This window comes from Pseudomonas oryzicola (genome assembly GCF_014269185.2).
Taxonomy (GTDB): domain Bacteria; phylum Pseudomonadota; class Gammaproteobacteria; order Pseudomonadales; family Pseudomonadaceae; genus Aquipseudomonas; species Aquipseudomonas oryzicola.
In genome coordinates, this window is record NZ_JABWRZ020000001.1 from 2,585,863 (window position 1) to 2,605,340 (window position 19,478).

General features: G+C 64.6%; 17 protein-coding genes. 15 read left to right on the forward strand and 2 right to left on the reverse strand.

The features are described 5' to 3' along the window. Positions 1–33: 33 nt before the first annotated feature. The gene (locus tag HU760_RS11915; protein WP_186674364.1) at positions 34–1,671 is read left to right on the forward strand and encodes a BCCT family transporter; all 1,638 of its coding nucleotides are present in this window, start codon (positions 34–36) and stop codon (positions 1,669–1,671) included. A 212-nt stretch (positions 1,672–1,883) separates the two neighbouring features. Here the strand turns inward: HU760_RS11915 and HU760_RS11920 are convergent, their stop codons facing one another. Further along, on the reverse strand, positions 1,884–2,798 hold the full coding sequence (locus HU760_RS11920; RefSeq protein ID WP_225932812.1) for a LysR family transcriptional regulator: 915 nt from the start codon (positions 2,796–2,798) through the stop codon (positions 1,884–1,886). A 206-nt stretch (positions 2,799–3,004) separates the two neighbouring features. On the opposite strand from HU760_RS11920, the gene HU760_RS11925 reads away from it, so the two are divergent. From HU760_RS11925 to HU760_RS11945, 5 genes are all read left to right on the forward strand, one after another. Further along, positions 3,005–4,027: a zinc-dependent alcohol dehydrogenase family protein gene (locus HU760_RS11925; protein ID WP_186674363.1), complete on the forward strand. Its 1,023-nt coding sequence runs from the start codon at positions 3,005–3,007 to the stop codon at positions 4,025–4,027. Positions 4,028–4,537: 510 nt separating this feature from the next. After that, positions 4,538–5,923 (forward strand): hypothetical protein, encoded by a 1,386-nt coding sequence (locus tag HU760_RS11930; RefSeq protein WP_186674362.1) that lies wholly within the window; start codon positions 4,538–4,540, stop codon positions 5,921–5,923. Next, complete coding sequence (locus HU760_RS11935; RefSeq protein WP_186674361.1) at positions 5,923–7,278, forward strand: GntR family transcriptional regulator; 1,356 nt, start codon at positions 5,923–5,925, stop codon at positions 7,276–7,278. The genes HU760_RS11930 and HU760_RS11935 overlap by 1 nt, the downstream gene beginning before the upstream one ends. An 85-nt stretch (positions 7,279–7,363) precedes the next feature. Then, positions 7,364–9,013 carry a VRR-NUC domain-containing protein gene (locus tag HU760_RS11940; protein ID WP_186674360.1) on the forward strand — a complete coding sequence of 550 codons (1,650 nt, stop codon included), beginning with the start codon at positions 7,364–7,366 and terminating at the stop codon, positions 9,011–9,013. Further along, complete coding sequence (locus HU760_RS11945; protein WP_186674359.1) at positions 9,010–11,283, forward strand: ATP-dependent DNA helicase; 2,274 nt, start codon at positions 9,010–9,012, stop codon at positions 11,281–11,283. The genes HU760_RS11940 and HU760_RS11945 overlap by 4 nt, the downstream gene beginning before the upstream one ends. Here the strand turns inward: HU760_RS11945 and HU760_RS11950 are convergent. Then, a complete protein-coding gene (locus HU760_RS11950; RefSeq protein WP_186674358.1) occupies positions 11,280–12,461 on the reverse strand; it encodes an NnrS family protein in 1,182 nt (393 codons plus the stop codon). The two genes, HU760_RS11945 and HU760_RS11950, sit on opposite strands and share 4 nt — an antisense overlap. A gap of 214 nt (positions 12,462–12,675) precedes the next feature. Between HU760_RS11950 and HU760_RS11955 the strand changes: the two genes are divergently transcribed. The 9 genes from HU760_RS11955 to ureG all read left to right on the forward strand — a co-directional run bounded on the left by HU760_RS11955 (position 12,676) and on the right by ureG (position 19,429). Further along, positions 12,676–13,590 (forward strand): site-specific integrase, encoded by a 915-nt coding sequence (locus tag HU760_RS11955; protein ID WP_186674357.1) that lies wholly within the window; start codon positions 12,676–12,678, stop codon positions 13,588–13,590. A gap of 270 nt (positions 13,591–13,860) precedes the next feature. Further along, positions 13,861–14,694: an urease accessory protein UreD gene (locus HU760_RS11960; protein ID WP_186674356.1), complete on the forward strand. Its 834-nt coding sequence runs from the start codon at positions 13,861–13,863 to the stop codon at positions 14,692–14,694. 9 nt (positions 14,695–14,703) lie between these two features. Continuing rightward, positions 14,704–15,006 (forward strand): urease subunit gamma, encoded by a 303-nt coding sequence (locus tag HU760_RS11965; RefSeq protein WP_186674355.1) that lies wholly within the window; start codon positions 14,704–14,706, stop codon positions 15,004–15,006. Between the two features lie 19 nt (positions 15,007–15,025). After that, the gene (locus HU760_RS11970; protein WP_170029652.1) at positions 15,026–15,343 is read left to right on the forward strand and encodes an urease subunit beta; all 318 of its coding nucleotides are present in this window, start codon (positions 15,026–15,028) and stop codon (positions 15,341–15,343) included. Then, positions 15,340–17,043 (forward strand): urease subunit alpha, encoded by a 1,704-nt coding sequence (gene ureC, locus HU760_RS11975; RefSeq protein WP_186674354.1) that lies wholly within the window; start codon positions 15,340–15,342, stop codon positions 17,041–17,043. Before HU760_RS11970 ends, ureC begins: the two co-directional genes overlap by 4 nt. 10 nt (positions 17,044–17,053) lie before the next feature. Continuing rightward, a complete protein-coding gene (ureE, locus tag HU760_RS11980) occupies positions 17,054–17,557 on the forward strand; it encodes an urease accessory protein UreE (protein WP_186674353.1) in 504 nt (167 codons plus the stop codon). A 17-nt stretch (positions 17,558–17,574) separates the two neighbouring features. Continuing rightward, complete coding sequence (locus HU760_RS11985) at positions 17,575–18,120, forward strand: HupE/UreJ family protein (protein ID WP_186674352.1); 546 nt, start codon at positions 17,575–17,577, stop codon at positions 18,118–18,120. Beyond that, the gene (locus HU760_RS11990) at positions 18,120–18,794 is read left to right on the forward strand and encodes an urease accessory protein UreF (protein WP_186674351.1); all 675 of its coding nucleotides are present in this window, start codon (positions 18,120–18,122) and stop codon (positions 18,792–18,794) included. Before HU760_RS11985 ends, HU760_RS11990 begins: the two co-directional genes overlap by 1 nt. An 11-nt stretch (positions 18,795–18,805) precedes the next feature. Then, positions 18,806–19,429: an urease accessory protein UreG gene (ureG, locus tag HU760_RS11995; RefSeq protein ID WP_186674350.1), complete on the forward strand. Its 624-nt coding sequence runs from the start codon at positions 18,806–18,808 to the stop codon at positions 19,427–19,429. Positions 19,430–19,478: the final 49 nt, after the last annotated feature.

Here is a 19,478-nt window from a genome sequence, read left to right on the forward strand (position 1 = left end):
TGTTGAGTCGACGGTTCTGAGGAGATATGCCAAATGAGTCACTTGAAAGAAGGTGCAGCACTGGATGGTCGGGTATTTTGGCCATCGATTGCAGTGATACTCGGTGTTACGGTTCCGCTGATCGCATTTCCCGACGCGGGCAATGCAGTGATCAATCAAATGTTCGCCTTTGCCACCGGCAAGTTTGGTTGGCTCTATCTGCTTTTCGGCCTGATGACCGTCGTGTTCCTGTTGTGGATGGCGTTCGGGCGTTACGGAAATATCCGCCTTGGTCGCAAGAGTGATACACCAGAGTTTTCCTATTTCAGCTGGGTCGCCATGATTTTTTGTGGTGGTATCGGCATAGCCATTGTCAACTGGGCCTGGGTCGAGCCGATCTATTATTTCAATGGGCCTCCATTGAATGTGGCTGCACACAGTCGTGAAGCGGCAGAGTGGGCATTGACCTATGGGCAGTTCCACTGGGGGCTGACCCCTTGGGCATTCTACTGCTTGCCGGCTCTGCCCATTGCATACTCGATGTATGTGCGCCGCCAGCCTGGGGTGAGATTATCGGTGGCGGCGCGTGGCGCCCTTGGCGATAAGTCCAATGGGTGGCTCGGTCTCACCCTCGATACGGTGGTGGTCTTCGGGATTGTCGGTGGCGTAGGCACGTCCCTTGGCCTGGCTGTTCCTCTTGTCTCGACCTTGGCCGGGGATATCTTCGGAATACAGCAGTCCTTCGTATTCGATATGTGTGTGCTGGCCCTGTGGACGTTGATGTTCGGCATGAGCGTGTGGTTCGGGCTGAGCAAAGGGATAAAGATACTCAGCGATATCAACGTCTATCTGGCCTTTGCGCTGCTTTTGTTCGCTGCGGCTGTCGGTCCGACCTTGGTGCTCATCAATGGCTGGGCAAACAGCCTGGGGCTGATGCTCAATAATTTCATCCACATGAGCCTGTGGACCGACCCCGTTGCAAAAGGTACGTTTCCTCAGGACTGGACGATTTTCTATTGGGCCTGGTGGATTGCCTATGCGCCCATGATGGGGTTGTTCGTGGCTCGTATTTCCCGCGGGCGGACGATCAAAGAGCTGATATTGGCTGAGCTGGTCTGGGGCAGCCTGGGTTGCTGGGTGTTCTTCGCGGTCTGGGGTGGCTACTCGCTTAACCTCCAGTTGTCGGGCGCATTGGATGTCAATGCTATTTTGTCAGCACAAGGCATTCCGGCGGCAGTACTGGCCATTTTGAAAACCATGCCGTTTTCAAGTCTTGTTATTGGCGCTTTCGTTCTGCTTTGTTTTGTATTTTTGGCGACGACGCTTGATTCGGCAGCTTACGTGCTTGCGTCAGTGACATCGAATGAGCTTAGCGGCTATGAGGAACCTCAGCGCTGGCTGCGAGTGGTTTGGGCGCTGTTGCTGGCGGTGATCGGCATCGGCCTGCTCAAAGTCGGGGGGCTGAAAGCTGTGCAAACATCTACCATTGTCGTCGCGCTGCCGTTGATACCGGTGCTTGGCGTGCTGGCCTGGTCACTGCTTCGCATGATTCGTGCAGATCTTGGGCGTGAACTGGAAGCGACGGAAATTGTTTTGGACGATGCGGCCACCCTTGCTAATACGATGGAGGCTGATGCGCCGCCGGCTGCGGTAATTGATTTGCTTGCGACTCATCCCGAGCCCAGGCGTTAAGCGGTTATCTTGCCTGTTGCATGCGAAGAGTTCGAATCCCGAATGCGCCGCCATTCTGGCGTTGTCGCGAAGCCGGTCGAGGTAGTCGGTCCACTGCTGCGCTGCCTCTGGGCGGTGCCTCGATCCTGGCTTTTCGGTTTTGAGTGGGGCGATGTGATTGGCCCTCATAACCCTTTGTATTAAAAGGATTTGTGGTGTTTGGTGAAGCTCGATCAAAGGCTGTCGGGATCGCCAAAGAACATCTGTATCCGCGACCGCAACCAGCGCTCTGCCGGGTCATTGTCCTGCGCCCCGCGCCAGGCCATGTGCAGTTCGAAACTGCGCACCTCCAGCGGTAGATCCTCCGCCCGCAGCCCACCGGCTGCGGTCAGCGCATCGGCCGTGTAGTCCGGCACCGTGGCCACGATATCGGTGCCCGCCAGCAAACTCCCCAGCCCATTGAACTGCGGCACCGCCAGCACCACATGGCGCTTGCGGCCGATTTCCTCCAGGGCCTCGTCGATGAACCCCGACAGGTCACCAGCGAACGACACCAGGGCATGCGGCCGGGCACAGAAATCGTCCAGGCTGATGGCGCCGGGGACGCTGTCGGCGCGCAACAGCTTCGGCATGCTGCGGCGCAGGACCTTGCGCTTGGCGTTGGCGGGCAGTTCGCTGGTGTAGCTGACCCCCACCGAGATCTCGCCCGAAGCCAGCAGCGTTGGCATCAGCAGGTAGTTGACCCGGCGCACCACCAGCACGATGCCCGGTGCTTCGGCACGGATACGCTTGAGCAACTGCGGCAGCAGGGCGAACTCGGCGTCGTCCGACAGGCCGATGCGGAACACCGCATTGCTGGTGGCCGGGTCGAATTCGGCTGCGCGGCTGACGGCGGTGGAAATCGAGTCCAGCGCGGGAGACAGCAGGGCGAAGATCTCGTGCGCCCGGGCCGAGGGCTCCATGCTACGGCCGGTACGCACGAACAGCGGGTCGTCGAACAGGTTGCGCAGGCGTGACAGGGCCGCGCTGATGGCGGGCTGGCCGAGGAACAGTTTTTCCGCGGCACGGGTCACGCTGCGCTCGTGCATCAGCGTTTCGAACACAATCAGCAGGTTGAGGTCTACGCGACGCAGGTCGTTTCGATTCATCGGGGCGCTTCGCCTGAAAGGGTGCAGGGGTGAATCTTAAGGCCAAAGGCTGGTACCCTGCACGGGTTTACGGGGGCCAATCGCAAGGAAAGTCAGGTGCCCAATCGATGACAAGCATGTCGACTATTAATGACCACTGATGGTCTAACCGGTAAAGCCCGGATAGAGTTCGTGGTAATTAGAGGTTCACAATGGCGAGGTATGCGATGTCCCGCATGATCCGTTTCCACAAGTTCGGCGCTGCCGATGTGCTCCGCTGCGAGGAGCAGGCCGAACCGTCACCCGCTGCCGACGAGGTGCAGATCCGCGTCGAGGCGATTGGCGTCAGCTGGTATGACGTGCTCTGGCGGCAGAACCTGGCACCGTCCCAGGCTCGCCTGCCGGCGGGGATCGGCCACGAGATGGCCGGGGTGGTGACGGCGGTCGGCGAAGGCGTCGAGGATATCGCGGTAGGCGACCGGGTGGCCAGTTTCCCGGCGACCAGTGCCAACGACCACCCGGTATACGGCGATGTCATCGTCCTGCCGCGTACTGCCATTACCCGCTACCCGGATGTACTCACGCCAATCGAGGCCAGCGTGCACTACACGCCGCTGCTGATCGCCTATTTCGCCTATGTCGACCTGGCCCGGGCCAAGGCCGGGCAGACCGCGCTGGTCACCGATGCCAGCCATTGCGCGGGCCCGGCCTTCGTGCAACTGGGCAAGGCCCTGGGCTTGAAGGTGTTTGCCGCTACCAAGGAAGCGGAACAGCGTGAGTACCTGCTGGGCCTGGGCGCCGACAAGGTGATCGTCACCGAAGAACAGGACTTGCTGCTGCAGGTTGGCAAGTACACCGACGGCCGCGGCGTGGACATGGTCCTCGACGGCATGGGCGGGCCGCAGATGTCGCTGTTGGGCGATGTCCTGGCTCCGCGTGGAAGCCTGGTGCTGTATGGCCTGCAAGGCGGCAACCAGACGCCGTTCCCGGCGTGCGCGGCGTTCCAGAAGAACATCCAGTTCTATGTGCATTGCATCGGCAACTTCACCGGCAAGCCGGAGCTGGGTATCAGCCAGGACCAGGTGGCGTTGCAGCGTGCCCTGCGCGACATCAACCAGTTCACTGCCGACCAGCTGCTGACACCCCAGATCATCAAGGTGTACCCCTTCGAGCAGGTGGTGGAGGCGCACCGCTACATGGACCAATGCCCGTGTGGTGGGCGTGTGGTGTTGGATATGGGGCACCACTGACGGTGGTTCGATTGATCAGAAAACCCGGGCCTGCCCCGGGTTTTTTGTGCCTCGGGGAAAAGTTAAGGCGCTAAAAACAGAAGGTTCCTACAACAATGCGCGAATCTGATTACATGAAAACCGAGTTTGTCGTGATTCATCGACATATCTCGGCAAGTTTTTTGGCTTGAATTGTATTTGCATCGCGGTCAATGTGATTTTTCATTTTTTCTGAATGCTTTTTATACCCTCATCTGTATCTTTCATTCGCTTTGCTTCCCTTGATAATGGCCCATTGATAGTTTGCGCAAGGAGCTTGAGATGAGCAGGGCTACGCACGAGCCAGGGCGGTGGTTGTTAGCGGTGGGCAGCGGTAAGGGGGGATTTTTCTCGATGGCCTGGCGACAGTGAATGGTTACGTCATTACTTCCTTTAAGTTGTAGGAAATTTCTTCTGGTAAGGCCGAGGCATGTACTTGAGCAGTGTTCTGTTCGGCATGTATTGGCTATTTGAAGTTGATGAGGTGACTCCGTGACGGCTATTCACGACCAAGCAATGCACTACATCTACCAGCAAGTGCTCGAGCGCTTGTTGAAACACATGTCCAAGGCCCAGCGTGCCTCTCTGCAGTTACTGATACAACGCTTGCTGGTGGCTGCAGGCGGGCCCGAATACATCGGCACCTTCCGCCTGCTGGTGCTGCAGGGCTGCGACCGTCGCAGTGCCCGGCTGCTGGCCATACTGCGTGCCGCGCAGTTGAGCATTGCCTTGCGTGCGCCGGTCACGTTCCAGTTGCAGGTGCTGGTGGTCAGCTTGCCCGTCGCCGACAGCGCTACGCTCGAAAGCCATGAACGCAACTTCAGTGTCCTGTTCCTGCAGGAGGATCCGCGGGTTCAGCTCCAGATGGTCGAAGGGCGTGAAGTGGTACCCTTCAGGTCTCGGCCTTCGGCAGCCGGCGAGCGGCGGCTGCAAGCGCGTGATGCCCTGCTGATGTTTGGCCACCTGGTGGATGCCAGGCCGGAAGCCCTGTTGGGTAGCCGCCTGCATCTGGAGTTGGCCGACGCCGTGGGTGCCGCTCTGCGGGCCCAGGCACCTGCCGACGCACTGGTTACTGCCGTTCCGGCGCGCCTGCGGCGGCGCTACCTGGCCTGGGCCCGGCGCACCCTGCGGCTGGCAGGGGCACAGGGGCCGCACAGGGTGCACCAGTGCCTGTCGACGCTGGCCCAGGGGCTGGGCTGGCTGCATGGCAGCGTCGGTGGGGCGCTCGATGCCCAGGGCGGGGGGGCAGCGGGCGTTGTGCCGGAGGGGCTGCCTGTGCGCGCGTTTGCCATTGATGACCTGCTGCCGCATTTGCTCGAAGTGCAGCAACTCGACCTCATGCTCGGTTGTGGCGTCGAGGCCGACCAGGATGCCTGGCCACTGGCGGCGTTCATCGACCCAATGGCCTTGACGCAATTGCACGAACTGCGCGCCCGCAGCCTGGAGCCGCAGGCTGGTCGACCAGCGCTACGCCTGCCTGGCAAGCCTGGCGGCAGCCGGCACGGCGATGTGCAGCAGGTACAGTTTGGCAAAGCCTACGGTATCAACCAGACCCAACTGGTGTGCGTCCTGTTCAGTCCGTTTGCCCGGCAGGGGAAGAACCTCGAGCGGTTCCTGCAGTGCCGGCATGCGGACATGCTGGTGGCGTTGCCCTATCTGCACCGGGCCCTGCAGGGCAAAACCTGCCCGGAGGCGGTCAAGGACTGGCTGGTGAACACCAGTGGCCTGCCGTTGGGGCAACTGCGGGCGATCTATGACGGGCGCTTGCGTCTGGCAGCCTGGCGCCTGATGAGCAACCTGGCGCAACGCGATATCCACCTGCGGTGGTTGCCACCCGGCACGGCAGAGCGGCGGCGCAGCGCGGCAGGGCAGCCCTGATGGCGCGGGCTGCACGTGGCGAGTTTGCCTATCGCAAGGTGTACCGCTACCTGATAGCGCTGATCGACGAGGCGCCCGACGCAGGCCCTTGCCGCCTACCGTCGCTGCGTGCGCTGTCGCGGCAGTTGAGAGTATCGCTGGCCACCGTGCAGAGCGCCTACAACCTGCTGGAGGAGGAGGGCCGGGTTCGGTGCCTGCCGAGATCGGGTTATTTTATCCAGGGGGCTGCCAAAGGCGAGGCTGCGAGCATGCCCACGCAGGCTCCCTTGCCGGCCCAGCCAACGCTTGAGCGTGCCCTGTTCAGCCACGAGCGGCGCCTGGCGCGCCAACGCATGCACGGTGCCACCGCCTGGGCGGAAGTCGGCAGCGCCCGCCTGCGCCTTGCGCTGGCACAGCGCTATACCCGCTCCTCCAGCCAGTACTGGCGTGCCGAGGATGTGCAACTGGCCCCGGATGTACCGGCGCTGCTGGAGACACTGCTGGCTGCGCTGGCCTTGCGCGGGGGGACCGTGCTGGTGCACGCGCCCTGTTGCCCGCAGGTGCTGCGCGCCCTGGCGCGTGCCAGCATGCGTGTGCTGGAGGTGCCGGCAGACCCGCGCGGCAACCCGGACCTGCGCGCCGTGGCTCGGCTGCTGGGGAGCGAGCCGGTGTGCATGATGGTCATGCCGTCGTGCCTTGGCATGCCGCAAGGGCGAGTGGTGGCGCCACACTATCAGCGCCAGCTTGGCCAGTTGTTGGCCCGGCACCCGGTATGGTTACTGGAGAACGATCTGGACAGCGAGCACTGCTACAGCGGGCCGCCGAGCCAGCGCCTGCGTGACTGGGCCGATCCGCGCTGGCTGCTGGTGATGGGGGCGTTCGAAGCCGTAGTCGGGGCCGAGGCGCCTTACGCCTATGTACTGGGGCCTGATGGGCTATTGGCCGGTGCGTTCGCCGAGCGTGCGTTTCGGCTTGCGCCCCTGCGCCTGCAGGCGCTTGCGCAAATGCTCGGCAAGCGGGAAGCAGAGGCACAACTGGTACGCCTGCGCTCAGGGCTGCAAAGGCGCGTGCAATGCCTGGCACACGCGCTGGAGCTGCAGTTCGGTGAGCGAGTGGTGCTGGAAACGCCTGAAGGCGGCCAGGCACTCTGGGTGCGTTTTCGCCAGCCGCTGGCATGGGAGGGCATCGCCGCAGCCCTGGCGGGTTCGGCACTGCACGCGCTACCAGGCACGCACTTCAGCCTGCAGGGGCGGTATCAGCAGTATCTGGCGCTGGTGTGGATGGGAGAGCATACCGAGGCCCTGCAACAGGCTGTGGTGCGCCTGGCCCAGGCATTGGAGCTGCGTTGCGGGCGGCCCGTCGGTATTGCGGGTTGAACGCGGCGCGACCCACGGCACTTGCCAGTCGGGCTGGTCTGTATGTATAACCAGTACCCAATCCAGCCGCCTGACCCCATTGCCAGTGATCGCCCATTCCGTCGATGACCCGTTCTACTACCTGCACAATTTTCGCCAGGTGCTGCTGTGGGTCGAACAACGCTACGCAGACCTGCTCGACGACCAGGAACTGGCTTTCATCCGCACGTTCGGTCAGCTGGCCAAACCGGCGCAGGCGCTGATGGTGCGCATGGTCATGCGCAAAGGTGAGCTGTTTCGCAGCGACCGCCTCGATTATGCCGAAATCGGTGACACCGGCCAGGCGCTGCAGCCGTTGCTGGCCCTCGGCTGGGTGCAGGAACCTGCACAACTGGCGCTGGCGCAGCTGTTCGCCTTGTTGCGCAAGGACGAGCTTGCCAGCTGTTTTGCCCGCTACCTGAGCCGCCCGCGCGCTGCCAAGCAGGAGTTGCTGGCCCAACTGCAACCGCTGGGCCTGCAAGCCCGGCCATTGGCCGAGTGGTTCCCGGGCAGCGGCCTGCGCATCCTGCAGTGGCGCCTGCAATCACTATGCGACCGCATGCGCCTGCTGTTTTTTGGCAACCTGCACCAGGACTGGTCGGACTTCGTCCTCGCCGATCTTGGCCTGCTGCGCTACGAACAGGTGCCGTTCAGCACCGATTCACGTGCCTTGCAGCAACGCGCCGAGGTCGACCTGGCCATGGCTTTGCATCAGTGTGCCGAACGCCTGGAACAAGGCGAGGACCCAGGGTCGATCCTCGCAACCCTGCACGGCCTGCACAGCGAGAATCCGTGGCTGGCCCGGCGTTATGCGCGCCTGCAATTTGCCCTGGGCCAGCAGTGCGAGCGCCAGGGCGACTGGGCGCAGGCCATGGCCGTCTACGCGCAATGCAGCCATGCCCAGGCGCGTATTCGCCAGGTGCGGGTGCTGGAGCGCAGCGAGCAATGGCCCCAGGCGCACGCCCTGGCGCTGCAACTGGCCGCGGCACCGGCCAACGCACTGGAAGTGCAGGCGCTGGAGCGCATGCTGCCACGCTTGGCGCGCAAGCTCGGCGGCCCGCCGCAACCGCGCCAGCGTGCAGCTGCCCTGGAACTGATCGAGCTGGAACTGCCGCGCGAACACGCCGCGCTGGGGGTGGAGGAGGCCGTACGACAACACCTGGCCGAGGAGGGTGGGCCGGTGCATTACGTGGAGAACACGCTGTTCAACAGCCTGTTCGGCCTGCTGTGCTGGGAAGCGATCTTCGCCCCGGTGCCTGGCGCGTTTTTCAACCCGTTCCAGGCTGCGCCGCAGGACTTGCATGACAGCGACTTCCAGCAGCGGCGCAGCGCACAGTTCGAGCGTTGTCTGGGGCGGCTTGACGACGGGAGCCATCACCAGGCCATTCTTGACTGCTACGCCGCCAAGCAAGGCCTGCAATCGCCGTTCGTGTTCTGGTCCATGCTCAGCGAAACGCTGTTGGCACAGGCGCTGGCCTGCCTGCCCGCAGCGCACTTGAAGCAGTGTTTCCTGCGCCTGTTGCAGGATATCCGCAACAACCGCGCCGGGATGCCCGACCTGATCCAGTTCTGGCCCGGGCAAGGCCGCTACCGCATGGTCGAGGTCAAGGGGCCCGGCGACCGCCTGCAGGACAACCAGTTACGCTGGCTGGAGTTCTGCCGGGCCCACGGTCTGCCCGTCGCGGTGTGCCATGTGCGCTGGAGCGAAACGCCGTGAGCTACAGCGTGGCGGTCCGTGCCTTGTGCGAGTTCAGCGCCAAGGTCGGCGACCTGGACCTGCGTTTCACGCCATCGCCCACCGCCCAGGAAGGGATCGACGGGCATCGGCGGGTGGTGGCACGGCGCGCAGCGGGCTACGAGTCGGAAATCGCCCTTGAAGGCCAGTTCGAAACCCTGAAGGTGCGTGGCCGCGCCGACGGTTACGACCCCGCCTGCAATCGCCTGGAAGAAATCAAGACCCACCGTGGCGACCTCGCACGCCAGCCGGCCAACCATCGCCAATTGCACTGGGCGCAGGCCAAGGTCTACGGCTGGTTGATGTGCCAGGCACGGCAACTGCCGGCCATCGAGGTGGCGTTGGTGTACCTGGATGTGGACACCGACGGCCAGACGCTGATCAGCGAGCACTGCACCGCCGTCGAATTGCAGGCCTTCTTCGAAACCCAGTGCCAACGCTTCCTGGCCTGGGCACAACGGCAGGAGCAGCGCCTGGCCGAGCGTAACCGCGGCCTGCAGGCATTGGCTTTTCCGTATCCGGCGTTTCGCCAAGGCCAGCGGCAACTGGCGGAAACCCTGTACAAGGCGGTGAGCACCGGCCGTTGCCTGATGGCCCAGGCCAGCACCGGCATCGGCAAAACCCTCGGCACCTTGTTCCCGCTGCTCAAGGCCATGGTGCCGCAGCGCCTGGACAAGCTGTTCTTTCTGACGGCCAAGACACCGGGCCGGGCCTTGGCCCTCGATGCCATGCGCCAGGTCACCGACACCACGCCGCAACCGGCCTTGCGCACGCTGGAACTGATTGCCCGCGACAAGGCCTGCGAATATCCCGACAAGGCCTGCCACGGCGAGTCCTGCCCATTGGCAGCGGGCTTCTACGACCGCCTGCCTGCGGCGCGCGAAGCGGCCGCCGCGCTGCCGTTGCTCGATCGCGCGCAGTTGCGTGACGTGGCCCTGGCGCACCAGGTGTGCCCGTATTACCTGGGCCAGGAAATGGCGCGCTGGGTAGACGTGCTGGTGGCGGACTACAACTACTACTTCGATGCCCACGCCCTGTTGTACGGCCTGGCTCAGGTCAACCAGTGGCAGGTCGCGGTACTGGTGGATGAGGCGCACAACCTGGTCGAGCGCGGGCGTGGCATGTACAGCGCCAGCCTCGACCAGGGCCAACTGCTGGCCCTGCGCCAGAGCAAGCCCGTCGGGCTGGTCAGTGCGCTGGACCGCCTGAACCGGCAATGGAATGCGCTCTACAAGGAGCAGCGCGCGCCTTACCAGGCCAGCGAGTCGCTGCCGGAAGGCCTGCTGCGTGCCTTGCAGCAGTGCATCGGGCTTATTCAGGAACAGATGAACCAGGCACCTGCGCAAATGGACCCGCAGGTCCTGCAGTTCTTCTACCAGGCCTTGCAGTTCAGCCGCGTCGCCGAGCTGTTCGACGAGCACTTCCTGTTCGACATCAGCCAGCGCCAGGGGCCGCGCAAGCGGCGGCTGGCCACCCTGAGCCTGCGCAACGTCAGCCCGGCGCGGCTGTTGGCCCCACGCATGCAGGCGGCGCGCAGCGTGACGCTGTTTTCCGCCACGCTTAGCCCGCGGCATTTCTACAGCGACCTGCTGGGCATGCCGGCGAACACTGCCTGGCTGGAAGTGGCGGCACCGTTTCGCGCCGAACAGCTGCAAGTGCGTATCGCCAGCCAGGTGTCCACCCGCTACCAGCAACGCCAGGCCTCGCTGGCGCCGATCGTCGAGCTGATTGCCGAGCAGTATGCGCGAATGCCCGGTAACTACCTGGCCTTCTTCAGCAGTTTCGAATACCTGCAGCAGGTGGCCGGGCTGCTGGCCGAGCAGCATGCGCAGATTCCCTTGTGGCGCCAGGAGCCAGGCATGGACGAAGCCGCCCGCCAGGGCTTCCTCGACCGCTTTGTGGCGGATGGCCGTGGTGTCGGTTTTGCAGTCCTGGGCGGCGCTTTCGGCGAAGGCGTGGATTTGCCTGGCACGCGCTTGATCGGCGCATTCGTCGCCACGCTCGGGCTGCCCCAGGTGAACCCGGTCAACGAGCAGTTCAAGCAGCGCCTGGGGCGGCAGTTTGGTGCGGGGTTCGATTACGCCTATCTGTACCCGGGCGTACGCAAGGTCATTCAGGCGGCGGGCCGGGTTATCCGTGGTGACCAGGACCGTGGCGTGCTGGTGCTGATCGACGAACGCTTCGCCGAACCCCGGGTGCAGCAGATGTTCCCGGGGTGGTGGCCAGTGGCCGAACAGCTGGGCGCAGGTTAACCCGGCATGCCATCGGCACGTGGCTGCAGCAAGATGGGCAGGTAGTGTTGCAGGAACAACAACAGGGCCAGGCTCCAGCACAGCGCCGCAAGGCTCAACCCCAACGGCGTGAATACGGCCAGTACCACTCGCGCCAATGTCGCCAGCTGCATCAGGGCAAACGCCCAGGCAATGCGGGTCGGTACCTGCAGCGGCCTGCCGGTATGACCCAGGCTGACCCTCGCCATCATTGCCAGGATCAGCCCGCTCATGGCACCGACGGTCAACGCATGGGTGACCAGGCTCGGGTTCAGCGCCACCCCTGCGTGCCATAGCGCCATGCCCAGGCAGGCGATGGCAATCCAGGCATAGGCCAGGTGCAGCGACCACAGCAGGGGAACCCGCCACAGGCCGCGATCATGCCAGTGCACCAGGCGGGTAGCCTGCAGCGCGAACAAGGCGCCGAACAGCAGTGCCACGCCGATATTCGGCGTGTCGGCCAGGCCCGAGGCAAAGGCCAGCGGCACCGCCACACTCAGCAGCAGGCAGGCCCGATCCAGCCAGGGGCGGGCAGGGGCCGGGGCCATGTTGCCCAGCGCGCGCCGGGTAAAGAACGGGATCACCCGCCCGCCCAGCATCGTCATCATGGCAGCTACCAGCCACAAGCCGGCGAACACCCCGCGCCGTTGCCACAGCTCGTCCTGGCGCAGCCAGCCGGCCAGGCTCAGCCACTGGCAAGCGGCGATCAGCAGCACCAGGCCGACAATGGGGTAGTTGTTGCGCAAGCGCCGTTGCACGATCGGCCGTGCCAGGGCCAGCGCCACCAGGGGCAAAAAGCTGCCCTCGATCACTACCAGCAAACCGCCCGGCAGCGCTACGAACCAACTCGCGCGGCCCAGCAGCCACAGCAGCAACAGGCCTTGTAGCGCACGCCCATGCAGGCCCGGGATGCCACTCCAATTCTGCACCGCAGTCAGCAGGAACCCGGCGACGATGGCCGCGGCGAAGCCGTAGAGCATCTCGTGGCGATGCCACGCCAGCATGCCGCCGGCGGGTGAAGGGGCAATGACGCCGGCAAGTACGCCGGCCCACAACAGCACGGCGAGCAGTGCAAATACGCTGCCGCCGAGAAAGAATGGACGGAAACCCAGGCCCCAGACGGCCTGGCGTGGGCGTGAATCGATCGGTTGCACGAGCATGGGCGGACCTGGGTTCGTTAGTGAGCTTCAATTGGGGTAAGATCACGATCCGTGCCAGCTGTAAAGCCCTTGTATATCAAGGTGATGGCACCTCTCCGTGTCAGAATGACCTGCGTGCAGCGCAGTCATACCGACTCGCTGGTATGTCGTTTCGACTTGCTTCAGGGGCCGGCCGGTTCGCCGCTGGCCAACGCTTCGCTACAGGATTCACGTTGTGTCCGATCTTTCGAAAAACCCGCTGCTGCAGTACATGGCCCGCCTGGCCCCATCCAGCCAGCAAACCATGCGCTACATTCTCCAGGACGCTGCCGACCGGCTGGGTTTTGTCGACTGCAATATCGTCGATGTGCCCTGGCACCGGCTCGAGCCCGGCCATGTGATCGCCCTGGTCGCGGCCCTGCGCACCGACGGCTATGCGCCCAACAGTTCGTCGCTGTACGTCAATGCCATCCGCGGGGTGATGAACGAAGCCTGGCGCCAGGGGCTGATCGAGCATGAACAGTTGCTGCGCATCCGCGAGGTCAAGCCGGACAGTGGCAGCCGCCTGCCGCCGGGGCGCAACCTGCGGCGTAGCCTGATTCGCGAACTGATGGATGTGTGTGCAGCCGACCCCCGGCCACAGGGTGTCCGTGATGCGGCGATCATCGCCTTGTTGTACGGTACCGGCATGCGCAAGTCCGAATCGGTGGATATCGACCTGGACCAGGTCGACTTCGAGGCGCGTAGCCTGCAGGTACTGGGCAAGGGCAATCGCCAGCTGATCAAGTACGCGCCGCCATGGGCGTTCGAGAAGTTGCAGGCGTGGCTCGACCTGCGCCGCCAGGAGCTGCCGGCAGGCGCCGAGGACGACGCGTTCCTGTTCAACCGCATCCGCCGAGGCAGCCACATCACCCGGGCGCGTATCACCAAGCATGCCATCTACTACATCGCCCGCCAGCGCGGTGCCCAGGTAGGCGTGAAGATCATGCCGCACGACTTCCGCCGGGCCTTCATTACCCGGGTAATCGAGGAGCACGATCTATCGATTGCGCAGAAGCTGGCGCACCACGCCAATATCCAGACCACAGCCATCTATGACCGGCGTGATGACAATGAGCGCCGACGCGCGGTGGACCGCTTCGACTACTGATTACCCTACCGATTGACGCACTCCTGCAGGGCGCTGCGTGAGCACCTGAACAGGGCCCGGGCACGCCCCCGCTTTGTGCGCCAGCCTCGCGCATGCCCGATACCAGAGCGGTGGGCGCAGATGTTTCATCCTGGTTCACCTGCGGAGTTGGCCCGCAACCTGCTATATCCAGCCTGAGAATTTGATCGAGTGGTCAGGCCGCGCGCGCTGTCGTTGCGCATGCCTTGCCCTCTAAACGGCCTGCAGGCCACGAATTTCAAGGGCTGCAAGATGTCGCTCGCGGAGCAGATCGAACAACCACAAGACGACGCAGGCTGGAGCGCCTACCTGCAGTTGCGCTTCGTCAGGCGCGATGCGCAGACCCGTCTTGGTGCATGGCGGCATTTTGGACCTCTCTTGGTGCAGCGGCCGTTCTACCCCGAGGGGGGGCCGTGCCATGTCTACGTGCTGCATCCCCCCGGCGGGGTTGTCGCCGGCGACCGCCTGGAACTGAACATCCAGCTGGAACCAGGTTGCCACGCGTTGCTGACCATGCCCGGGGCCAGCAAGTTCTACCGCAGCATCGGCCCGACTGCACGGCTGGCCCAGCATTTTCACCTGGCTGCCGACAGCACCCTGGAATGGTTGCCCCAGGACAGCATCTTCTTCTCCGGCGCCCGCGCCAGTCTTGACAGCCGTTTCACCCTGGAGCCGGGGGCACGCCTGCTGGCGTGGGAAACCTTGTGCCTGGGGCGTCCGGTGATGAACGAGCGTTTCGAGCATGGTGCACTGGACAGCCGCTTGCGCATCGAACTGCCTGGCGAAGTCGGCCTGCATGAGCGCCTGCGCCTGGAAGGCGGGCGCCTGGCCAAGCTTGGCGGGCATCCGCTGATGGCCACCTTCTGTGCTGCACCTGCCGACCAGGGCGTGCTGGAGCAGGTTCGCCCACTGCTTGAACACCTGGGCAACCCGGCCGGCGCGACCCTGCTCGGGTCGTTGCTGGTGATCCGCCTGCTCGACCATGACAACCAACACCTGCAACGCACCCTGCAACGCCTGTGGCATGTGCTGCGCCCGGCCATTCTTGGCCTGCCGGCCTGCCCTCCGCGTATCTGGGCCACCTGAGAGAGCGCCATGGAGCTTACCCCGAGAGAAAAAGACAAACTGCTGCTGTTCACCGCCGCCTTGCTGGCGGAGCGGCGCCTGGCCCGTGGCTTGAAACTCAACTACCCGGAAGCGGTCGCGCTGATCAGTGCCGCCGTACTCGAAGGCGCTCGCGATGGCCGCAGCGTGGCCGAACTGATGAGCCTGGGCCGCGAAGTGCTGACCCGCGAGCAGGTAATGCCCGGCATTGCCGAAATGCTCCACGACGTGCAGGTCGAAGCGACCTTCCCGGATGGCACCAAGCTGGTGACCGTGCATGACCCTATCGTCTGAAATTGCCCAGGAGCCCCGCATGATCCCAGGTGAAATCCAGGTCGCCGATGGCGACATCGAGCTGAACAGCGGTCGCGCGACGGTCAGCGTCAGCGTGGCCAACCATGGCGACCGGCCGGTACAGGTCGGCTCGCACTACCACTTTTATGAAGTCAACCAGGCGCTGGTGTTCGACCGTGCGCCGACCCTGGGCTTTCGCCTGGACATCCCCGCCGGCACCGCCGTGCGTTTCGAGCCCGGCCAGGCACGCACCGTGCAGCTGGTGGCCTATGCCGGCAAGCGCGAGGTGTACGGCTTTCAGGGCAAGGTGATGGGCGCGCTGGAGGGCAGGGCATGAGCCGTATTTCCCGCCGGGCCTATGCCGACATGTTCGGCCCTACCGTAGGCGACCGCGTGCGCCTGGCCGACACCGCCCTGTGGGTCGAGGTGGAGCAGGATTTCACGGTCTATGGCGAAGAGGTCAAGTTCGGTGGCGGCAAGGTCATCCGCGACGGCATGGGCCAGGGCCAGATGCTGGCCGCCGCGGCCATGGACCTGGTCCTGACCAACGCCCTGATCATTGACCACTGGGGCATCGTCAAGGCCGATATCGGTATCAAGCACGGGCGCATAGCGGTGATCGGCAAGGCCGGTAACCCTGATGTGCAACCGGGCGTCACCGTGCCGGTGGGGCCCGGTACCGAAGTGATCGCGGCCGAGGGCAAGATCGTCACCGCAGGCGGCGTCGATTCGCATATCCATTTCATCTGTCCGCAGCAAGTGGACGAGGCGCTCAACAGTGGCGTCACCACCTTCATCGGCGGCGGCACCGGGCCGGCCACCGGTACCAATGCCACCACCTGCACGCCCGGCCCCTGGTACCTGGCGCGGATGCTCCAGGCCGCCGACAGCCTGCCGATCAACATCGGCTTGCTGGGCAAGGGCAACGCCTCGCGGCCTGAAGCGTTGCATGAGCAGATCGCCGCCGGTGCTGTTGGCCTCAAGCTGCACGAGGACTGGGGCTCGACACCGGCAGCCATCGACTGCTGCCTGGGAGTTGCCGAGGAAATGGACATCCAGGTGGCGATCCACACCGATACCCTGAACGAGTCCGGCTGCATCGAAGACACCCTGGCGGCGATTGGCGAGCGCACCATCCACACCTTCCACACCGAAGGGGCCGGCGGCGGGCATGCGCCGGACATCATCCGTGCGGCGGGGCAGGCCAACGTGTTGCCGTCCTCGACCAACCCGACCCTGCCGTACACGGTCAACACCGTGGACGAGCACCTGGACATGCTCATGGTCTGCCACCACCTGGACCCGAGCATCGCCGAGGACGTGGCCTTCGCCGAGTCGCGCATCCGCCGCGAAACCATTGCCGCAGAGGACATCCTCCACGACATGGGTGCCTTTGCCATGACTTCGTCCGACTCGCAGGCCATGGGCCGGGTCGGCGAGGTGGTACTGCGCACCTGGCAAGTGGCCCACCAGATGAAGCTGCGCCGCGGGCCACTGGCGCCGGACAGCCCCTACAGTGACAACTTCCGGGTCAAGCGCTACATCGCCAAGTACACCATCAACCCGGCGCTGACCCATGGCATCGGCCACGAAGTGGGCTCGGTGGAAGCGGGCAAGCTGGCCGACCTGGTGCTGTGGGCACCGGCGTTCTTTGCGGTCAAGCCGGCGCTGGTGATCAAGGGCGGAATGATCGTCACCGCCCCCATGGGCGACGTCAACGGTTCCATTCCTACGCCGCAGCCGGTGCACTACCGGCCCATGTTCGGCGCCCTCGGCGCGGCGCGACATGCCACGCGCATGACCTTCCTGCCGCAGGCGGCGATGGACCGTGGCCTGGCCGAAGAACTCAACCTGCGCAGCCTGATTGGCGTGGCCCATGGCTGCCGCCGTGTGCGCAAGGCCGACATGGTCCACAACACCCTGCAACCGCTGATCGAGGTCGACGCGCAGACCTACCAGGTGCGTGCCGATGGCGAACTGCTGGTGTGCGAGCCGGCCAGCGAACTGCCGCTGGCGCAACGCTATTTCCTGTTCTGAAGGAGGACCGATGATTGTCTTGACCCGCCGAATCACCGAACCCGGCCCACAAGGCGAAACCGGCAGCGTCACCCTTGATGTCGACAGCCGGATCAAAAGCCGCCTGCGAGTCACCCTGGACGATGGCCGCGAGGCCGGGCTGATGCTTGAGCGCGGCCACCTGTTGCGCGGCGGCGAACTGCTGGCCGATGCCGAGGGCACCCAGTTGATCCGCGTGCTGGCGGCGCCGGAAGCAGTGTCCACGGTGCGCTGCGCTGACCCACACCTGCTGGCGCGTGCGGCCTACCACCTGGGCAACCGCCATGTGCCGCTGCAGATCGAGCCCGGCCTGTTGCGCTTCCAGCACGACCATGTGCTGGACGACATGCTGCGTGGCCTGGGCCTGACGGTGGAGGCCGAGCAGGCCCCGTTCGAGCCGGAGGCGGGCGCCTATCAGAGCGCAGCGCACAGCCACAGCCACAGCCATGGTCATGCGCACGACCACCCGTTCGTGCGCCTGCCCGCCCATTCCTGAACTGCCTGGAGTAACCAATGAAAAAGACTTTCGCCCTGTTTCTGCTGATGCTGGCGCTGCCAGCCTTCGCCCACCCGGGCCACGACAGCCAGCCGCTGCAGGATGGCTTGCTGCACCCGCTGACCGGCCTTGACCACCTGCTGATGTTGCTCGGTACCGGCGTGCTTGCCGCGTTGACCCGGCGCAGCCTGGCATTGCCGGCGGCTACCCTGGCAGCCATGTTCGGCGGTGCCGTGTGTGGCCATCTGTTCGGCGATGTGCTGGGCATGGAAACCCTGATCGCCGTATCGCTGCTGGTGGCGGCCGCCGCCGTGTTGCTGCCCGCTCGGCAGCTGCTGTTGGCCATGGCCATGCCGGTGTTCGCCCTGTTCCATGGCTGGGCCCATGGTGTGGAAGCGACGCCAAGCGCGTTCTGGCAGTTCAGCGCAGGTTTTGTTGCGGTCAGCGGGCTGTTGCTGGCGGCCGGCTTTGCCATCGGTTGCCTGTTGCGCCGGCACAGCGGCCTGCAGAAAGCCTTTGGCGGTGGCCTGCTGGCCGGCGCCGCGCTGGTACTGGCCGGTTGATGGACAGCGACCTGGCGTTGCTGCGCCTGCTGCAGTTGGCCAGCCCCGGCTTGCCGGTGGGCGGCTTTACCTACTCGCAGGGCCTGGAATGGGCGGTCGAGGCGGGCTGGGTAAGGGGCGTGGACGGTTTCGCTGCATGGCAGCGTGAACAGATCGACGACACCCTGGCCGGCCTCGACTGGCCGGTACTGGCGCGCCTGTACCAGGCCTGCCAGGCCGAGGACGCCGAGGCCTTTGGCCGCTGGAGCCGGTTTTTGCTGGCCAACCGCGAAACCGCCGAGCTGCGCCTGGAGGAACAGCAACGCGGCGCCGCGCTGGCACGGCTGCTCGATGGCTGGCAGCTGGGCCAGGCGCCGGCCTGGCGCGCCAGCCTCGAACTTACCCAGTTGGGCGGCATGGCCTGGCTGGCCGTGCACTGGGCAATCCCGCTGCGCCAGTTGGCCCTGGGCCATGGCTTTGCCTGGCTGGAGGGCGCGGTAATGGCCGGAGTCAAGCTGGTGCCGTTCGGCCAGCAGGCTGCCCAGACCTTGCTGCGCGACTTGGCTGCAGGCTTGCCTACAGTCCTCGACCAGGCCCTGGCCCTGGGCGATGACCAGCTCGGCAGTGGCCTGCCGTTGCTGGCCATTGCCTCATCGTGTCACGAAATCCAATACACCCGTTTGTTCCGTTCTTGAGGACTGCCTGCATGCAAAGCTATCAACAACCCCTGCGCGTCGGTGTCGGCGGCCCGGTCGGCTCCGGCAAGACCGCATTGCTCGAAGCCTTGTGCAAGGCCATGCGTGACCACTACCAGATCGCGGTGGTGACCAACGACATCTACACCAAGGAGGACCAGCGCATCCTTACCGAAGCCGGCGCCCTGGAGCCGGAGCGCATCGTGGGCGTGGAGACCGGCGGCTGCCCGCACACGGCGATACGCGAGGACGCCTCGATGAACCTGGCGGCGGTCGAAGCGTTGGCGCGCAAGTTTGGCAACCTTGAGGTGATTTTCGTCGAAAGTGGCGGGGACAACCTCAGCGCCACGTTCAGCCCGGAGCTGGCTGACCTGACCATCTACGTGATCGACGTGGCCGAAGGCGAAAAGATACCGCGCAAGGGCGGCCCGGGGATCACCAAGTCGGACTTCCTGGTCATCAACAAGACCGATCTGGCGCCTTATGTGGGGGCCTCGCTGGAGGTCATGGAGCGCGATACCCAGCGCATGCGCCCGCAGCGGCCGTGGACCTTCAGCAACCTGAAGAAGGGCGAGGGGTTGCAGGCGGTGATCGACTTCATCGTCGAGCGCGGCATGCTGGGTGTGCGCGACTGACACTCCACGGCCCCTGTGGGGGCGGGCACGCCCGCTCCCACAGGGAGGT

Excerpts from the sequence above, each read along its gene's own strand:
- HU760_RS11970 (WP_170029652.1), top strand. The coding sequence starts at position 15,026 with ATGATCCCAGGTGAAATCCAGGTCGCCGATGGCGACATCGAGCTGAAC.
- HU760_RS11925 (WP_186674363.1), top strand. The coding sequence starts at position 3,005 with ATGTCCCGCATGATCCGTTTCCACAAGTTCGGCGCTGCCGATGTGCTC.
- HU760_RS11990 (WP_186674351.1), top strand. The coding sequence starts at position 18,120 with ATGGACAGCGACCTGGCGTTGCTGCGCCTGCTGCAGTTGGCCAGCCCC.
- HU760_RS11920 (WP_225932812.1), bottom strand. The coding sequence starts at position 2,798 with ATGAATCGAAACGACCTGCGTCGCGTAGACCTCAACCTGCTGATTGTG.
- ureE (WP_186674353.1), top strand. The coding sequence starts at position 17,054 with ATGATTGTCTTGACCCGCCGAATCACCGAACCCGGCCCACAAGGCGAA.
- HU760_RS11950 (WP_186674358.1), bottom strand. The coding sequence starts at position 12,461 with ATGCTCGTGCAACCGATCGATTCACGCCCACGCCAGGCCGTCTGGGGC.
- ureC (WP_186674354.1), top strand. The coding sequence starts at position 15,340 with ATGAGCCGTATTTCCCGCCGGGCCTATGCCGACATGTTCGGCCCTACC.
- HU760_RS11965 (WP_186674355.1), top strand. The coding sequence starts at position 14,704 with ATGGAGCTTACCCCGAGAGAAAAAGACAAACTGCTGCTGTTCACCGCC.
- HU760_RS11915 (WP_186674364.1), top strand. The coding sequence starts at position 34 with ATGAGTCACTTGAAAGAAGGTGCAGCACTGGATGGTCGGGTATTTTGG.
- HU760_RS11935 (WP_186674361.1), top strand. The coding sequence starts at position 5,923 with ATGGCGCGGGCTGCACGTGGCGAGTTTGCCTATCGCAAGGTGTACCGC.
- HU760_RS11960 (WP_186674356.1), top strand. The coding sequence starts at position 13,861 with ATGTCGCTCGCGGAGCAGATCGAACAACCACAAGACGACGCAGGCTGG.
- HU760_RS11985 (WP_186674352.1), top strand. The coding sequence starts at position 17,575 with ATGAAAAAGACTTTCGCCCTGTTTCTGCTGATGCTGGCGCTGCCAGCC.
- ureG (WP_186674350.1), top strand. The coding sequence starts at position 18,806 with ATGCAAAGCTATCAACAACCCCTGCGCGTCGGTGTCGGCGGCCCGGTC.